At 70.9% G+C, this 13,381-nt stretch carries 16 protein-coding genes; 9 read left to right on the top strand and 7 right to left on the bottom strand.

Annotated elements, in window-relative coordinates:
• Positions 1-9: 9 nt before the first annotated feature.
• Both ABZ906_RS10160 and ABZ906_RS10155 read right to left on the bottom strand, forming a co-directional pair.
• The gene (locus ABZ906_RS10160) at positions 10-870 is read right to left on the bottom strand and encodes a hypothetical protein (protein ID WP_361379897.1); all 861 of its coding nucleotides are present in this window, start codon (positions 868-870) and stop codon (positions 10-12) included.
• A gap of 490 nt (positions 871-1,360) precedes the next feature.
• On the bottom strand, positions 1,361-1,639 hold the full coding sequence (locus ABZ906_RS10155) for a hypothetical protein (protein WP_361182772.1): 279 nt from the start codon (positions 1,637-1,639) through the stop codon (positions 1,361-1,363).
• Positions 1,640-1,740: 101 nt separating this feature from the next.
• On the opposite strand from ABZ906_RS10155, the gene ABZ906_RS10150 reads away from it, so the two are divergent.
• Positions 1,741-2,646, top strand: a complete 906-nt coding sequence (locus tag ABZ906_RS10150) for an oxygenase MpaB family protein (protein WP_361379894.1) — start codon at positions 1,741-1,743, stop codon at positions 2,644-2,646.
• On the opposite strand, the gene ABZ906_RS10145 is transcribed toward ABZ906_RS10150, so the two are convergent.
• Positions 2,635-3,156: a PadR family transcriptional regulator gene (locus ABZ906_RS10145; protein WP_361379891.1), complete on the bottom strand. Its 522-nt coding sequence runs from the start codon at positions 3,154-3,156 to the stop codon at positions 2,635-2,637. The genes ABZ906_RS10150 and ABZ906_RS10145 overlap by 12 nt on opposite strands.
• Positions 3,157-3,281: 125 nt before the next feature.
• Between ABZ906_RS10145 and ABZ906_RS10140 the strand changes: the two genes are divergently transcribed.
• A complete protein-coding gene (locus ABZ906_RS10140; RefSeq protein ID WP_361379888.1) occupies positions 3,282-4,034 on the top strand; it encodes an alpha/beta hydrolase in 753 nt (250 codons plus the stop codon).
• Here ABZ906_RS10140 and ABZ906_RS10135 read toward each other — a convergent pair.
• Positions 4,031-4,630: a methyltransferase domain-containing protein gene (locus tag ABZ906_RS10135; RefSeq protein ID WP_361379885.1), complete on the bottom strand. Its 600-nt coding sequence runs from the start codon at positions 4,628-4,630 to the stop codon at positions 4,031-4,033. The genes ABZ906_RS10140 and ABZ906_RS10135 overlap by 4 nt on opposite strands.
• Before the next feature lie 151 nt (positions 4,631-4,781).
• Between ABZ906_RS10135 and ABZ906_RS10130 the strand changes: the two genes are divergently transcribed.
• From ABZ906_RS10130 to ABZ906_RS10110, 5 genes are all read left to right on the top strand, one after another.
• A complete protein-coding gene (locus ABZ906_RS10130) occupies positions 4,782-5,555 on the top strand; it encodes an MHYT domain-containing protein (RefSeq protein WP_361379882.1) in 774 nt (257 codons plus the stop codon).
• 65 nt (positions 5,556-5,620) lie between these two features.
• A complete protein-coding gene (locus ABZ906_RS10125) occupies positions 5,621-8,170 on the top strand; it encodes an ATP-binding protein (RefSeq protein ID WP_361379879.1) in 2,550 nt (849 codons plus the stop codon).
• Positions 8,167-8,601 (top strand): roadblock/LC7 domain-containing protein, encoded by a 435-nt coding sequence (locus tag ABZ906_RS10120; protein WP_361182760.1) that lies wholly within the window; start codon positions 8,167-8,169, stop codon positions 8,599-8,601. The genes ABZ906_RS10125 and ABZ906_RS10120 overlap by 4 nt, the downstream gene beginning before the upstream one ends.
• Before the next feature lie 19 nt (positions 8,602-8,620).
• The gene (locus tag ABZ906_RS10115) at positions 8,621-9,034 is read left to right on the top strand and encodes a DUF742 domain-containing protein (RefSeq protein WP_361182759.1); all 414 of its coding nucleotides are present in this window, start codon (positions 8,621-8,623) and stop codon (positions 9,032-9,034) included.
• Complete coding sequence (locus tag ABZ906_RS10110) at positions 9,015-9,620, top strand: ATP/GTP-binding protein (RefSeq protein ID WP_361379876.1); 606 nt, start codon at positions 9,015-9,017, stop codon at positions 9,618-9,620. Before ABZ906_RS10115 ends, ABZ906_RS10110 begins: the two co-directional genes overlap by 20 nt.
• An 89-nt stretch (positions 9,621-9,709) precedes the next feature.
• Here the strand turns inward: ABZ906_RS10110 and ABZ906_RS10105 are convergent, their stop codons facing one another.
• Positions 9,710-10,138, bottom strand: coding sequence for a PPOX class F420-dependent oxidoreductase (locus ABZ906_RS10105; RefSeq protein WP_361182755.1), 429 nt, complete (start codon positions 10,136-10,138; stop codon positions 9,710-9,712).
• 93 nt (positions 10,139-10,231) lie between these two features.
• On the opposite strand from ABZ906_RS10105, the gene ABZ906_RS10100 reads away from it, so the two are divergent.
• Positions 10,232-10,645: a roadblock/LC7 domain-containing protein gene (locus ABZ906_RS10100; protein ID WP_361182754.1), complete on the top strand. Its 414-nt coding sequence runs from the start codon at positions 10,232-10,234 to the stop codon at positions 10,643-10,645.
• 119 nt (positions 10,646-10,764) lie between these two features.
• Positions 10,765-11,712: a DUF6397 family protein gene (locus tag ABZ906_RS10095; protein ID WP_361379873.1), complete on the top strand. Its 948-nt coding sequence runs from the start codon at positions 10,765-10,767 to the stop codon at positions 11,710-11,712.
• Positions 11,713-11,760: 48 nt separating this feature from the next.
• On the opposite strand, the gene ABZ906_RS10090 is transcribed toward ABZ906_RS10095, so the two are convergent.
• Both ABZ906_RS10090 and ABZ906_RS10085 read right to left on the bottom strand, forming a co-directional pair.
• Positions 11,761-12,282 carry a tetratricopeptide repeat protein gene (locus ABZ906_RS10090; RefSeq protein WP_361379870.1) on the bottom strand — a complete coding sequence of 174 codons (522 nt, stop codon included), beginning with the start codon at positions 12,280-12,282 and terminating at the stop codon, positions 11,761-11,763.
• On the bottom strand, positions 12,279-13,334 hold the full coding sequence (locus ABZ906_RS10085; protein ID WP_361379867.1) for a LacI family DNA-binding transcriptional regulator: 1,056 nt from the start codon (positions 13,332-13,334) through the stop codon (positions 12,279-12,281). Before ABZ906_RS10085 ends, ABZ906_RS10090 begins: the two co-directional genes overlap by 4 nt.
• Positions 13,335-13,381 lie beyond the last annotated feature (47 nt).

The following is a 13,381-nucleotide window of genomic DNA, read 5'->3' as shown; positions in this document are numbered from 1 at the left end:
GCAGGGGGTTTAGGCGGGGCGTACGGCCATCTTGTCGAGCGCGTCCAGGAGCGAGGGAAGTTCGGGACCGCGGCCCACCGGCAGCACCTCTCCGGGCTCCTCGTCGAGGAGCACGAACGCGATGTCGTCGGTCCTGGCGACCATGGACCAGCCAGGACCGTCGGCACGCAGCGTGCGAGCCTCCCCGGAAGCGAAGGACGAACGCACGCGGCCCAGGGGCGGCGGCGTGCTCACGTACGCCCGTGCTTCCGCCAGGACGCGGCGTACGCCGGTCAGCGGTGCCTCACCGGCACCGGGTACGGGATCGGCCTCGGTGCTGTCAGCCGCATCGAGGCCGGCGCCCTCGCCATCCCCGGCGCCGTCGCCCAAGAAGTCGTCGTCGTCGATCTGCTCGCGCCACGCCGCCCACTGCAGCGCTATTTCGTCGGCGCCCAGCCGTCGCTGTGCGGGACCCCACGTGTCGGACTGGGGAGGCGAGAGCGGCTGCTGATCCGCTTCCTCGGGCTCGGGATCGTGCGGCGCGGGCACGTTGGGCGCCGCGACGGCGACCGCGAGGGGCCAGCCGGGCAGCGCGGCGACCACCGTGCGCTCGTCGGGCGACAGGTCGTACTCCATCCCGCAGTCCCAGGAGGCGATCGCCACGGCCACCAGCGACACGTCGTCGACGACGACGGTCCACCGGGCGCCCGCCCCGTCCTGACCGAGCACCAGACCGTACCCGGCGGCAAGCGGGGCGAGCCCCAGAGCCGCGCACGCCTCCGGATAGTCGTCACCGAGCACGCTCGGGAACTTCGCGGGTGTCAGCAGCACCGCGGTCAGCACGTACAGCGCGTCGTCCTCGGCGGCGACAGCGTCGTCCGTTCCGGCCATGCCAGCCTCCCCATCGCTTCATCCGTCGGCGCACCCTAACCACAGGTCCCATTGATCGTCGAGTGGTGCGTGACCAGGAGACTCGCTCGTACGCACCGGGAAACTCGCTCGTAGCCCGCGCGCCGCACGACTACGGTGGGTGTCATGTCCAGAGCCAGCCTGCACTTCGTGTGTCTGCCGTGCCGTGCTTCTTTCAAGAAGCCGGCCGACTACGGACGCGCGCTCGTCGACATCTGTCCCAGGTGCGGCGGCCGGTTGCTCGGTGCGGGCTCCGCGCTCGCGGTGCCCAAGCGCCGCGACACGGCTGCGTGGCGCGCCCTGAGCGTGGTGCTGCTGTCGGGTCTCAGCTTCCGGCAGGGCTGCTGCGGCGACGGCCCCGGCTACCGCCCCCGCACCCCGCGCGAGATCCGTGAACGCCTCGCGTACGCGGCCGAGACAGGCACGCCCACCCGGGAGGCGCTGGCCTGTCCCGATCTCACGCACACGGATGTCAGGCGGCAGGCAGGCCGAGGAGCGTACGCGCCACGTCCGTCGGCGACTCGTCGCGTTCCCGGGCGAGGGCGATGACCGCTCGGCAGGCGAGTTCGCTGACGCCGAAGGACAGCGCCTCCGGTGACACCCAGTCCGTGGCTTCGTCCGCTCGGTCCTGGTCGTCGTCGGCGCACGCCGCCACATAGACGGCGGCGGCCTCGAAGAGGTTGTGCGGACGCTTCTCCTTGCTGCGGACGGTGTCGTCCGCGCGCCACAGTTTGCGGAGCTTGTCGAACATGCGGGCCCGCCTTCCCCCGGTTCTGATTACTGCTGATGATCACTCATCTGTCTTCTCCCAACGTAGAGTTGGAGCTCCAAGGACAGAAGGGGGACCGTGGGGTGAAGCGTTACGACCGGCTCAGGGAGATCCGGCGTCTGGATCCCGAGAAGGACGCCCTGACGATCTACCGGCTCACCGCGACGTACGAGTTCCCCTGGGATTACACGCGCGCACTCGAGCTCGCTCTCTACCGCACGTACGCCGTGCCCAGTATCGGCCGGCTCCTTGCCGAGACGGCGGAACTGACGGACCGTACGCAGAAGCGGTACGACGACACGGCTCTGCTCCTGGACGCCGTGGTGGAGCACGGCTTCGGCACGGACGAGGGGCGTACGGCGATCCGCCGCATCAACCAGATGCACCGCAGCTACGACATCAGCAACGAAGACATGCGCTACGTGCTGTGCACGTTCGTGGTGATGCCCAAGCGCTGGATCGATGCCTACGGATGGCGCGCGCTGTCGCGCCACGAGGCGACCGCTGCCGCCGTCCACTACCGCACCCTGGGCAAGCACATGGGGATCCAGGACATCCCGGAGTCCTACGAAGCCTTCGAGGAATGTCTCGATGCCTACGAAGAGGCGCACTTCGCGTGGGACGAGGGGGCGCGCAGGGTCTCCGACGCGACCCTCAATCTCATGGCCTCCTGGTATCCGCGCCCTCTGGCGCCCTTGCTGCGCACCTCGACCCTCGCCCTGCTCGACGAGCCCCTCCTGCGGGCCTTCCGCTACGAACCGCCGGGCGCCGCCACCCGCGCACTGGTCCGGCGTGCGGTGCGGTTGCGCGGGCGGGCCGTGCGCCTGATGCCGCCTCGTGGCGCACCGCACTACGCGCGCCAGAACTGGGAGATCAAGGGCTACCCGAAGGGATATCGGGTCGGCGCCCTCGGCACGTTCCCGGTGCCCGGCGTGCGGGGTTGCCCTGTCGTGCACACGGACGGATCGGCCGCTGCCTCAGCGGAGTGAGCTCAGCGTCGCCCGCAGCCAGCTGAGTTCGGCACGGCTCGTCGCGCGGGCGATGGTGAGGATGCCGCGCCGGAACGGATCGTCCAGATCCTCGGCGCGCAACGGATGCTCGCCGTCGTAGAAGAAGCTGGCCGGCTCCTCGAGGAAGGCGAGGCGGCGCTCGAGTACGGCGGCCTGGGCGGCCTTGTCGTCCACGTGACGCAGGAAGGCGAGCACCGTGAACCAGCGGTTCTCGTCGGTGATGTCGCCCTGCTGCGGCTCCGTGAGCCTGCGGCGAAGCTCGCTCCTGCCTGCCTCGGTGAGGTTCAGGACGTGGCGCGGGGCCGCCACGGAGCCGGGCTGTGTCTCGCGGGCCAGCAGGCCTGCCTTCTCCAGCCGCTTGATGGCGGGGTACAGCGTGCTCTCGGCTACGGGGCGCACGTGCCCGGTCAGTGCGGTGATGCGCTTGCGCAGCTCATAGCCGTGCAGGGGCGCGTCGAAGAGGAAACCGAGGATGGCCAGTTCGAGCATGCCCTGCATTCTGCCGCACTATCGGGGTACATCGCTCTCGCAATACATCGGTCACGATGTATTGTCGTTTCTCGGAACTGCTCGAAACGACGGGCGGCCGAGCGGCAGGCGAGTGGGGGAGCGGGATGCGACAGGCACGGTTCGATGCGCAAGGCAGCTGTGTCCGCTGGACGGAGAGCGAAGGGGACGGTCCGGCCCGGGTGTACGTGCACGGGCTCGGCGCGGCCTCGACCGTCTATCACGCGCACATCGCGGCCAGGCCCGGGCTGGCAGGCCGCCGGTCGCTCTTCGTCGACCTGCCGGGCCATGGCATCAGCGACCGGCCTGCGGATTTCGGCTACACCCTGGAGGAACTCGCGGACGCCCTGGCCGCCGCGCTGGACGAGGCCCGGGTGAGCGGAGCCGAGATCGTCGCGCACAGCATGGGCGGCTCCGTGGCGATCGTGCTGGCCCACCGACGCGGCGATCTGGTGTCACGCCTTGTCCTCACCGAGGCCAACCTCGACCCCCGCCCGGCCGCGACCGAGGGAAGCAGCAAAATCGCGGCCTACGAAGAGGAGGACTTCGTGGTCCACGGCCACGCGCGCGTGCTGCAAGAGATCGACCCCCTGTGGGCGGCGACCATGCGCCTCGCCGACCCCCGCGCCCTGCACCGCAGCGCGACGGGGCTCGTCAGAGGGACACGGCCCACGATGCGCGCGACGCTCATGGAGCTGCCCGTCGAGCGCGTCTACTTGCAGGGTGCGCGGAGCGGCGAACTCGCGGGCGCCGAAGAGCTGATGGCGTCCGGGGTACGGGTGCTGACCGTGCCGGACGCCGGGCACAACGTCATGTTCGACGCCCCGGAAACATTCGCCTCCGCCGTTGACGGGCGCTAGTCCTGCCGTACGGCCAGCGCGAGGAACCGCGCGTCCTCGTCGACGTACGAGGTCAGGTGCCAGCCCGCGCCGGAGAGCAGCGGGCGGAGGTTCGTCTCGGCCCGCAGGTCGTCCTCGGTGATCTGGCGGCCTTGCCGAGCCGCCAGAGCTGCCCGACCGATGGGGTGGAAGAGGGCGAGGGTTCCCCCGGGGCGCACCACGCGCCGCAACTCCCGCAGGTTCGCGGCCGGGTCGGGCAGGTGGGAGATCAGACCCGCGCCGAACACGGCGTCGAGCGCCCCGTCGCGCAACGGAAGCCGGGTCACGTCCCCGAGCAGGAGTTGGCCCTCACGGCCCCTGCCCGCCCGTGTGGCGGCCTCCAGCATGGCCGGAGTCAGATCGATCCCGAGGACGGCTCCCTGCGGCCCCACGACCTCCCTGAGCGCGGGCAGCGCCCGGCCGGTGCCGCATCCGGCATCGAGGACGCGACCGCCGGGCCGCAGGCCGAGTTCGGACGCGGCGGCCCGGTAGGCGGGCCCGTCGTCGGGGAACCGGTTGTCCCAGTCGGCCGCCCGGGCGGAGAAGAAGTCGCGGACACGCGTGTGGTCATCGCTCATGTGGTCATGATTGCTTAACGACACGCATGCGCCTCGGGGGCACACGTTCGAGCGTGATGCGGTCGTTCAGGTTGCCCTCTGCGTCATATTGCAACACCTTTCGAACTACGCCCCCGTTGTGCGCCCCTGCCCGGACTAGCGTCCCGGACCCATGGGACACCTGGACCACGCCGCCTTCGGCTGGCTGACCCCCGTGCTGTCGTACGTGATGGCCTGTATCGGCGCCGCTCTCGGGCTGCGCTGCACCGTCCGTGCGCTCGGCGCGTCGGGCACGTCGCGCCGCAACTGGCTCATCACCGCGGCCTCCGCCGTCGGCACGGGCATCTGGACGATGCACTTCGTGGCCATGCTCGGCTTCGGCGTCACCGGAACCGAGATCCACTACGACGTGCCGCTGACGATCCTGAGCCTGATCGTCGCGGTGGCCGTCGTCGGTGTCGGCGTCTTCGTCGTCGGCTACGGCCGCGACCGCGGACGAGCGCTCGCGGCCGGCGGGCTGACCACCGGGCTCGGCGTCGCGAGCATGCACTACCTGGGCATGGCCGCGCTGCGGCTGCACGGCGACGTGCGCTACGACCCGGTCCTCGTCGGCCTCTCCGTGGTCATCGCCGTCCTCGCCGCGACCGCGGCCCTGTGGGCGGCGCTCAACATCAGGTCACCGCTCGCGGTCGCCGTCGCCTCCCTGGTCATGGGCGGGGCCGTGAGCAGCATGCACTACACCGGGATGCTGGCCGTGAGCGTGCGGATCACCGAGTCGGGCGCGGCGCTGCCCGGAGCCACGACCATGCAGTTCATCTTCCCCCTTGCGGTCGGTCTCGGCTCCTACCTCTTCCTCACCTCGGCCTTCGTCGCGCTGTCCCCGGCCTCGGGGGAGCGTAAGGCCTCCGTGGCGGCCCAGCGGCCCGCGGGCGGCGCCGCCGGCTAGCCGGCCCCCGGACCGGTCACGGCCGGTCGGACACCCGCCCCGACATCTCTGCGAGCGAGGAGGCCATGCGTACACCCCGTAGGACCCCCGACCCGGCTGACGGCACCGCGCCGCGCGCGCCCAGGGCCCCGGCACGTGGCCGCCGCGCACATGCGGGACCGCCCGCCGACGAACGGACCGACGTCAAAGCCCCCGCGGAACCCGCGCCACCGGCGGCCTCCGCGCGGGGACGATCGCGGTGGCCGCGGCCCCGCACGGTCCGAGCCAAGATCATCTGCCTGCTGATGGTGCCGGTCGTCTCCCTGCTCGCCCTGTGGGGGTACGCCACGGTCACCACCGCTCAAGACGTGGCGCAGTTGCGGCAGTTGCAACGGGCCGACACCGAGGTCCGCGGCCCCCTCGACACCGCCGTCGCCGCACTGCAGGCCGAGCGGGCGGCCGCCGTGCGCTACGCGACCGAACCCGCGCCCGACCGGGGCAGCGAACTCAAGAGGCAGGCTGACGGCACGGACCACGCGGTGGCGAAGCTGCGTCGCGGCGAGGGCCGCACGGTCGCCGACGGCGCCGGCCTGCCCACCGGCGTGGCCTCCAGGCTCGCAGCCTTCGTCGCCGCGGCCGAAGGACTGAACACGGTGCGCACCGACGTGCTCGATCACCGCACGGGCTGGGATGCCGCCTACGGCCAGTACACGAAGACCATTTCGGCCGCCTTCGGAGTCGGCGGCGCACTCACCGGCCTCCAAGAGGCCGAACTCGGCTCCGACGCGCGCGTGCTGCTCGAATTCTCCAGGGCTGCCGAGATGCTGGCCCGCGAGGACGTCCTCCTGTCCAGCGCCCGTCTTGCGGGCTCCCTGGACGGCGAACGACTGCGGCAGTTCACCGGGGCCGTCGACACCCGGCGGACCCTGACCGACGTGGCGGTGCCGGATCTGCGCGCGCCCGAACGGGCAGCCTGGCAGGACCTCGTGCGGGGGAGCGCTTACGCCGAGGTGCGCGCCGTCGAGGACAAGGTGCTCGTCGCACCGCCGGGCAAGATCGCCGCCGCGGCGGCACCGGCCGCCGCCTGGAACAGCGCCCATGCCGCGGTGCGCGACGATCTCCGCGCGATCGACGCGGGAGCGAGCCGCAGCGCCGCAGACCGGGCCGACCCCTTCACCCGCGGCCTGCTCACACCCGCAGGGGCCGCGGTACTCCTGGGCCTCCTGGCCGTCGCCGCCTCACTGGTCATCTCCGTACGCATCGGGCGCGGCCTGGTCGTCGAGCTGGTGAGCCTGCGCAACGGAGCCCTGGACATCGCCCACCGCAAACTCCCGCACGCCATGCGCAGACTGCGCTCCGGCGAGGAGATCGACATCCACGCCGAAGCTCCGCTCGGCCCGCCCACGGAGGACGAGACGGGGCAGGTCTACGAAGCGCTGGGCACGGTGCACCGGGCGGCCCTGCGCGCCGCCATCGAGCGCGCCGAACTCGCCAACGGCATCTCGGGGGTCTTCGTCAACCTCGCCCGCAGGAGCCAGGTCCTCGTCCACCGCCAGCTCAGCCTCCTCGACGCCATGGAGCGCAGGTCGGACGACCCGAACGAACTCAGCGACCTCTTCCGCCTCGACCACCTCACCACCCGGATGAGGCGGCACGCGGAGAGCCTGATCATCCTCTCCGGAGCCGCACCGGGACGCGCCTGGCGCACGCCCGTCTCCCTGACCAACGTCGTCCGTGCCGCCGTCTCCGAGGTCGAGGACTACGCGCGCGTGGAGGTACGGCAACTCCCCGCCGCCGCGGTCGTCGGCACCGCCGTCGCCGACCTCACCCACCTCCTGGCCGAACTCGTCGAGAACGCCGCCCAGTTCTCGCCGCCCCACACCAAGGTGCGGGTCAACGGAGAACCCGTCGGCAACGGCTACGCCCTGGAGATCGAGGACCGCGGCCTGGGCATGGGCTCGGAAACCCTCACCGAGGCCAACCGCCGCATCGAGCAGTCCGAAGCGCTCGGCCTGTTCGACAGCGACCAGCTGGGGCTCTTCGTGGTCAGCAGGCTCGCCGCGCGACACGGGGTCAAAGTGCACCTTCGTACGTCCCCCTACGGCGGTACCACCGCGGTAGTCCTCCTGCCCACCGCACTGCTGCAGAGCACCACACCGGAAAGTCCCGGAGCCCACACCATGGAACGTGACCGCGAAGAGAACCGGCACGCGCGCGTGCCCGAAGCCGCACCGGTGAACGGCACATCCGTCCCGGCCCCGGCAGCCCGCCCCGCCCTGGCACCGTCGGCACAAGCCCCGGAGCCCACACCCCCCGGCGTCACCGCACTGCGCCTGCACAAGCCCCCGGAAACGGAACCAGACAGCGTCCCGAAGCCTTCGGACGACCTGCCGCGCCGCGTGCGCCAGGCCAGCCTGGCCCCCCAACTGCGCGAGCGGCACCCCGCAGAAGCGGCCGGATCCGTGAGCGTCCGCGAAACCGGCGAACGCAGTCCCGAGGAGGTACGGGACCGCATGACCGCCTACCGCGACGGCTGGGTCCGGGGCGGCGGCCGCCGGCCGGGCATCGTCGGCGCGGTCCCCGACACTCCAGGGCCCGCACCGGCCAGTGACAGCACCGAAGGAGACCCCGCATGATCCAGGATCAGAGCATCAGCCCCGGCCGGTCCGGCGAACTCGACTGGCTCCTCGACGACCTGGTGTCGCGGGTCGGTGAGGTACGACACGCCGTGGTGCTGTCCAACGACGGGCTAGCCGTCGGCGCCTCGACCGCCCTCACCCGTGAGGACGCGGAGCATCTGGCCGCCGTCGCCTCCGGATTCCACAGCCTCGCCAAGGGCGCGGGGCGGCACTTCGGGGCCGGGGGAGTGCGCCAGACCATGGTCGAGATGGACGACGGCTTCCTGTTCGTGGCCGCGGCCGGCGACGGCTCCTGCCTCGCCGTGCTCAGCTCCGTGACGGCCGACATCGGTCTGGTCGCCTACGAGATGGCACGCCTGGTCAAGCGGGTGGGCGAGCATCTCTACACGCCCTCGCGCTTCGCGCCGCAACCACCGGCCGCCGGATGACGCAGGGCGGTCGACGCGGATGACCGAGGACAGAAGCGGCGACCCGTACGACGCGGGCAGCCAGTGGTACGACCACGAGGCCGGCCCACTGGTCCGTCCGTACGCGATGACGGGCGGGCGCACCCAATCCGGGCCCACCGGAGTGCGCTTCGACCTGATCGCACTCGTCACGCTGGACGAGAACGCGCCGGGACCCGGTGACGACACCGCGCTCGGACCGGAACACCGCTCGCTCATCGACCTCTGCCGCACCGAGACGCAGTCGGTCGCCGAGCTGGCGGCCGATGCCGACCTGCCGGTCGGTGTGGTCAGGGTGCTGCTCGGCGACCTGCTGGACATGGGCTGCGTGAAGGTGGGCCGTCCCGTGCCACCCGCACAGCTTCCCGACGAGAAGATTTTGCGAGAGGTGATCGATGGGCTCCGAGCACTCTGACGCCGACGGCGACGACACGACCGCCATGGCGTTGAAGATTCTGGTCGCGGGAGGCTTCGGGGTGGGCAAGACCACTCTCGTCGGTGCCGTCAGCGAGATCCGCCCGCTGCGCACCGAGGAACTGCTCAGCGAGGCCGGTCAGTCGGTGGACGACACCGGCGGAGTCGACCGCAAGACCACGACGACCGTCGCCATGGACTTCGGCCGCATCACCATCAGGTCTGGCCTGTCGCTGTACCTCTTCGGTACGCCCGGGCAGAACCGCTTCTGGTTCCTGTGGGACGAGCTGTCCCAGGGCGCGCTCGGTGCGGTCGTCCTCGCGGACACCCGGCGGCTCGAGGACTGCTTCCCCGCCGTCGACTACTTCGAGCATCGGCACATCCCGTTCGTGGTGGCCGTCAACTGCTTCGCGACCGCGCGTACGTACGGTGCGCATGAAGTGTCACGGGCCCTGGACCTCGACCGCGGCACCCCAGTGGTGCTGTGCGACGCGCGGGACCGCGATTCGGGAAAGGAGGTGCTGATACGCCTGGTCGAGTACGCCGGGCGGATGTATACCGCCCGGCTGCTCGACTCGGTGGGCTGAGGCCGGACCGCCGGAACGGCCGGACCGCCGGAACGGCCGGACCGCCGGAACGGCCGGACCGCCGGAACGGCCGGACCGCCGACCCGGCGTCAGTCGGCCACGGCGGCCAGAGCGACCACTTTGTCGATCCTGACGCGCACGAGGAGTTCGCCGGGCACGCCGTTGCGTGCGCCGAACTCCTCGGCGCGCGCCTCACCCATATAGCGGGCGGCGAGCCGTGTCGCCCAGTGCCGCACCTCGTCGAGATCGTCGCTCAGCCGGGCCTGCCCCTGCAGGACGACGAACGCGAACGGGGGCTCGTCGTCGTCCACACACAGGGCGATGCGCCCGTCCCGTGCCAGATTCCGCCCCTTGACGGTTTCCGTCCCGGTGTTGAACACCAGCTCATCCCCGTCCAGCAGGAACCAGATCGGTGCGATATGTGGGCTTCCGTCCGCCCGGACGGTCGACAGCTTGCCGGTGCGGGTGCCCCGGGAGACGAAAGCCCGCCACTGGTCCTCGGTCATCTTCTGTGCCATGTCCTCATCATGCTTGCCGGAGCGCCGATGGTGGGGAAGGCTGGCAGGTCAGATCCTCCGGCCAGGGGGACAGCGAGACGGGGAGACGGGAACATGGTGCAGAACGCGGGGCTCGGTTGGCTGCTCGACGACTTGACCAAGCGTATGGAGCCCGTGCGGCATGCGCTGGTGCTGTCCAACGACGGCTTGGTCACCGCGGCGAGCTCGGAGCTCAAACGGGAGGACGCCGAGCACCTCGCCGCGGTTTCCTCGGGTCTGCACAGCCTGGCCAAGGGATCGGGGCGGCACTTCGGGGCGGGCAACGTCCGCCAGACGATGATCGAGTTCGATGACGCGGTGCTGTTCGTCACCGCGGCCGGTGACGGCAGTTGCCTGTGCGTCCTCAGCTCCGCGGAGGCGGACATCGGCCAGGTCGCGTACGAGATGACGCTGCTCGTCAATCGAGTCGGCGAGCACCTCGGCGTGGGCGCCCGGCAGCCGGAACGGACATCGATAGTGGACCTCTAACCCGTCTGACCTGCTGAAACGCCGACGCGGTGAGAGTTATCCACAGGGTCGGCGCGGATTGCGGTGATCGCGCTACGGTTTTTCCCGAGAGCAAAGACGCCTCACGGGGGAGAACCACCATGGCAGGTCACACGATCACGCAGGAAGCCGTCGGCCCGGCAGCGCAGACCTCGGTCACGCAAGGCCATGCGGCACGGGAACTGGGGCTCAAACGCGGCGAGTTCGAGCTCGCCGTGATGCTGGGGCGCATCCGCACCGTCGGCGACACCGTCGGCGGACGGCGCCGCGTCACACGCGAGGAGATCGAGCGAGTCCGTGCCGGGAAGGGTTTTCCCGAGGCATGGCTGGAGCGCATCAGAGCCGTGGGGACCACCGAGGGCGCGGCCCTCATGGACATCTCCACGGCCCGGTTCACCCGGCTCACGCGGACGGGCTTCATCACGCCGGTGAAGTTCTATCTGAACCGGTATCGAGCGGTCGTCTGGCTGTATCTGGCCGAGGAACTAAGTCAGTTCGCCCGTTCCGAGACCAACGCCGGCCTGCTCACCGGTCGCGCCTCCGGCACGCTCCGCGCCCAACTGGATGCGGGCGTCGACCTGCGGGCGCGGAACTGGCGGGGCCGCCACGCAGGAGCGTTGCTGCGCCAGTGCGACGACCCCTGGGAGCGCGCCGCGGCGGTGGCCTCCCTGCTCGACCCGGTGCAGATCGCGGAGCTCATCAGGGACCCGTACGAACGCGCCTACGTGCGCAGGCTCATGCCGGGGTCCTTCAGCCAGGGCGCACCCGAATCACCGGCGGGACTGATCATTCAGAGGATCACGACAGCGGACGACCCGGACGAGATCCGCTGGCTGCGGGCGAACCTGACCATCAGCCTCTCCCGGGCCCGCGGCGAACGCCCGGCGCCACGGCCCGCACCACAGCCGGACGACCCCGCTCCCGAGCCCCGTGAGGAACCCGCGCCGGACCACGCGGCACCGCCCGCCGCTCTACCCCACGAGGAGACGAAGGAGCGGGCGCCGGAGCCGCGGGGCCTGCTGAAGTGGATGCGACGGAGAGGCTCGTAGCCAGGCGGGCGCGCTAGCCGATCAGCCGCGGGTAGCGCCTCTGCGCGGTCACACGGTCTCGTCGAGATTCTTGGCGTAGTGCTCGATCGCGGGGCGGTAGGTGGCGATGTCGGGGTTCTGGCTGGTGTCGGCGAGCAGGGTCAGCAGGATCTGCATCGCTTCGTGCGTCCGGTCGGTGTTGTAGAGCGCCATGGCCAGGAAGGTCTTGAGCGCGGCGTCGTCGGGGAACTCGGCCACCGCGTCGGTCAGGGTCGTCACGGCTTCCGGGTAGCGGCCCAGGACGCGGTAGGTGCTGCCCAGGCCCAGGAGCGCTCCCCGGCGGTCATCGGGGGACAGACCCGGGTCAGGTCCTTCGACCGCGCGCACGTAGTGCGGCACGGCCTCGGCCTCCAGGCCGAGCGCGTCGTGCACCCACGCGGTCTGGTAGGCCACCTCCGGGTCCAGGGGGAACTGATCGCACAGGGCGAGCAGTTGTTCCCGCGCCTCCTCGCGGCGACCGTCCGCGCGTAGCCGAACGGCTTCGGCGAGCAGTTGGTCGCGGTGGCCGTTCGTGTCCTCGTCCTTGGTCATTGCCCCGTCCCTCTCTGGATGTCGGCCTGGCGTTTCGGTGGCGGTCCCGTGGAACCCCGTGGGGTGAAGGTTGGTGTGGGTACTTGGTGAGGAGCGACGTGCTTGCCGGACAGGACCTCGTAGAGGGTGCGGGCGACGTCCGCGCCGAATGCGTGGATGTCGTGGCTCATCGCGGAGAGCGGCGGGTGGGTCAGCCGGCACAGCTGCGAGTCGTCCCAGGCCAGCAGGGAGAGGTCGGCGGGGACGCGCAGGCCCATCTCGGCGGCGACGGACAGCCCGGCGACGGCCATCAAGTCGTTGTCGTAGATGATCGCGGTGGGCCGCTCGGCTGCCGCGAGCAGCGAGCGCGTGGCCCGTGCGCCCGACTCTCCGGAGAAGTCCGTGGCCAGCTGACGGCCCTCCGGAAGTCCCAGGTCGGCCATCGCGGCGGTGAACGCGGCGGCGCGGATCACGCTGTGCCCCAGTTCGGCCGTGCCGCCGATGCGGGAGATGGACCGGTGTCCCAACGCCGCGAGGTAGCGCACCGCTTCCGTGATGGCGGTGGTGTCGTCGGTCCACAGCGACGTGAACGGCCCCGTCAGTGAGGGATGGGCGACGGCGACGACGGGCATGCCGAGCTGCGAAAGGACGGGTACGCGAGGGTCGTTCTCACGGAAGTCGACGAGGACCGAGCCGCCGATCTGCCCGGACCGCCACCAGCGGCGCTGGAGTTCGATCTCCTCCTCCGGGTTCTTCACCAGGCGCAGAAGGAGAGCGCCCGAGTGGTCGGACACCACGCTTTCCAGGCCGGAGATGAACTCCATGTAGAAGGGTTCGAGGCCGAGTTGTCGTGCCGGCCGGCTGATCGCAAGGCCGATCGTGCCCGTCCCCTGCTTGTTGAGCGCACGCGCAGAGAGGTTCGGTTCCCATCCCATCGACCGGGCGACTTCCAGGATCCGGGTCCGGGTCGCCTCCGACACTCCTGGTTTGTTGTTGAAGGCCAGCGAGACGGCGGCCCGTGACACCCCCGCGCGGGCCGCGACATCCCGGATGGTCAGCCTCTGCTCACTCATGGGCGCTCCAGCCGTGTACGCGGGCGTCGGTCGGCCGGAAGCGGAAG

The organism is Streptomyces sp. NPDC046925, from assembly GCF_040644915.1.
Taxonomy (GTDB): Bacteria; Actinomycetota; Actinomycetes; order Streptomycetales; family Streptomycetaceae; genus Streptomyces.
Note: the sequence above shows the minus strand (reverse complement) of the source record. Positions and strands in the feature narration are given on the sequence as shown.

Bases quoted from the DNA above. Each gene is read 5' to 3' on its own strand.
- ABZ906_RS10110 (WP_361379876.1), top strand. From the start codon at position 9,015: ATGGGCTCCGAGCACTCTGACGCCGACGGCGACGACACGACCGCCATG.
- ABZ906_RS10160 (WP_361379897.1), bottom strand. From the start codon at position 870: ATGGCCGGAACGGACGACGCTGTCGCCGCCGAGGACGACGCGCTGTAC.
- ABZ906_RS10100 (WP_361182754.1), top strand. From the start codon at position 10,232: ATGGTGCAGAACGCGGGGCTCGGTTGGCTGCTCGACGACTTGACCAAG.
- ABZ906_RS10105 (WP_361182755.1), bottom strand. From the start codon at position 10,138: ATGGCACAGAAGATGACCGAGGACCAGTGGCGGGCTTTCGTCTCCCGG.
- ABZ906_RS10155 (WP_361182772.1), bottom strand. From the start codon at position 1,639: ATGTTCGACAAGCTCCGCAAACTGTGGCGCGCGGACGACACCGTCCGC.
- ABZ906_RS10095 (WP_361379873.1), top strand. From the start codon at position 10,765: ATGGCAGGTCACACGATCACGCAGGAAGCCGTCGGCCCGGCAGCGCAG.
- ABZ906_RS10115 (WP_361182759.1), top strand. From the start codon at position 8,621: ATGACCGAGGACAGAAGCGGCGACCCGTACGACGCGGGCAGCCAGTGG.
- ABZ906_RS10140 (WP_361379888.1), top strand. From the start codon at position 3,282: ATGCGACAGGCACGGTTCGATGCGCAAGGCAGCTGTGTCCGCTGGACG.
- ABZ906_RS10135 (WP_361379885.1), bottom strand. From the start codon at position 4,630: ATGAGCGATGACCACACGCGTGTCCGCGACTTCTTCTCCGCCCGGGCG.
- ABZ906_RS10125 (WP_361379879.1), top strand. From the start codon at position 5,621: ATGCGTACACCCCGTAGGACCCCCGACCCGGCTGACGGCACCGCGCCG.
- ABZ906_RS10090 (WP_361379870.1), bottom strand. From the start codon at position 12,282: ATGACCAAGGACGAGGACACGAACGGCCACCGCGACCAACTGCTCGCC.
- ABZ906_RS10145 (WP_361379891.1), bottom strand. From the start codon at position 3,156: ATGCTCGAACTGGCCATCCTCGGTTTCCTCTTCGACGCGCCCCTGCAC.
- ABZ906_RS10120 (WP_361182760.1), top strand. From the start codon at position 8,167: ATGATCCAGGATCAGAGCATCAGCCCCGGCCGGTCCGGCGAACTCGAC.
- ABZ906_RS10085 (WP_361379867.1), bottom strand. From the start codon at position 13,334: ATGAGTGAGCAGAGGCTGACCATCCGGGATGTCGCGGCCCGCGCGGGG.
- ABZ906_RS10130 (WP_361379882.1), top strand. From the start codon at position 4,782: ATGGGACACCTGGACCACGCCGCCTTCGGCTGGCTGACCCCCGTGCTG.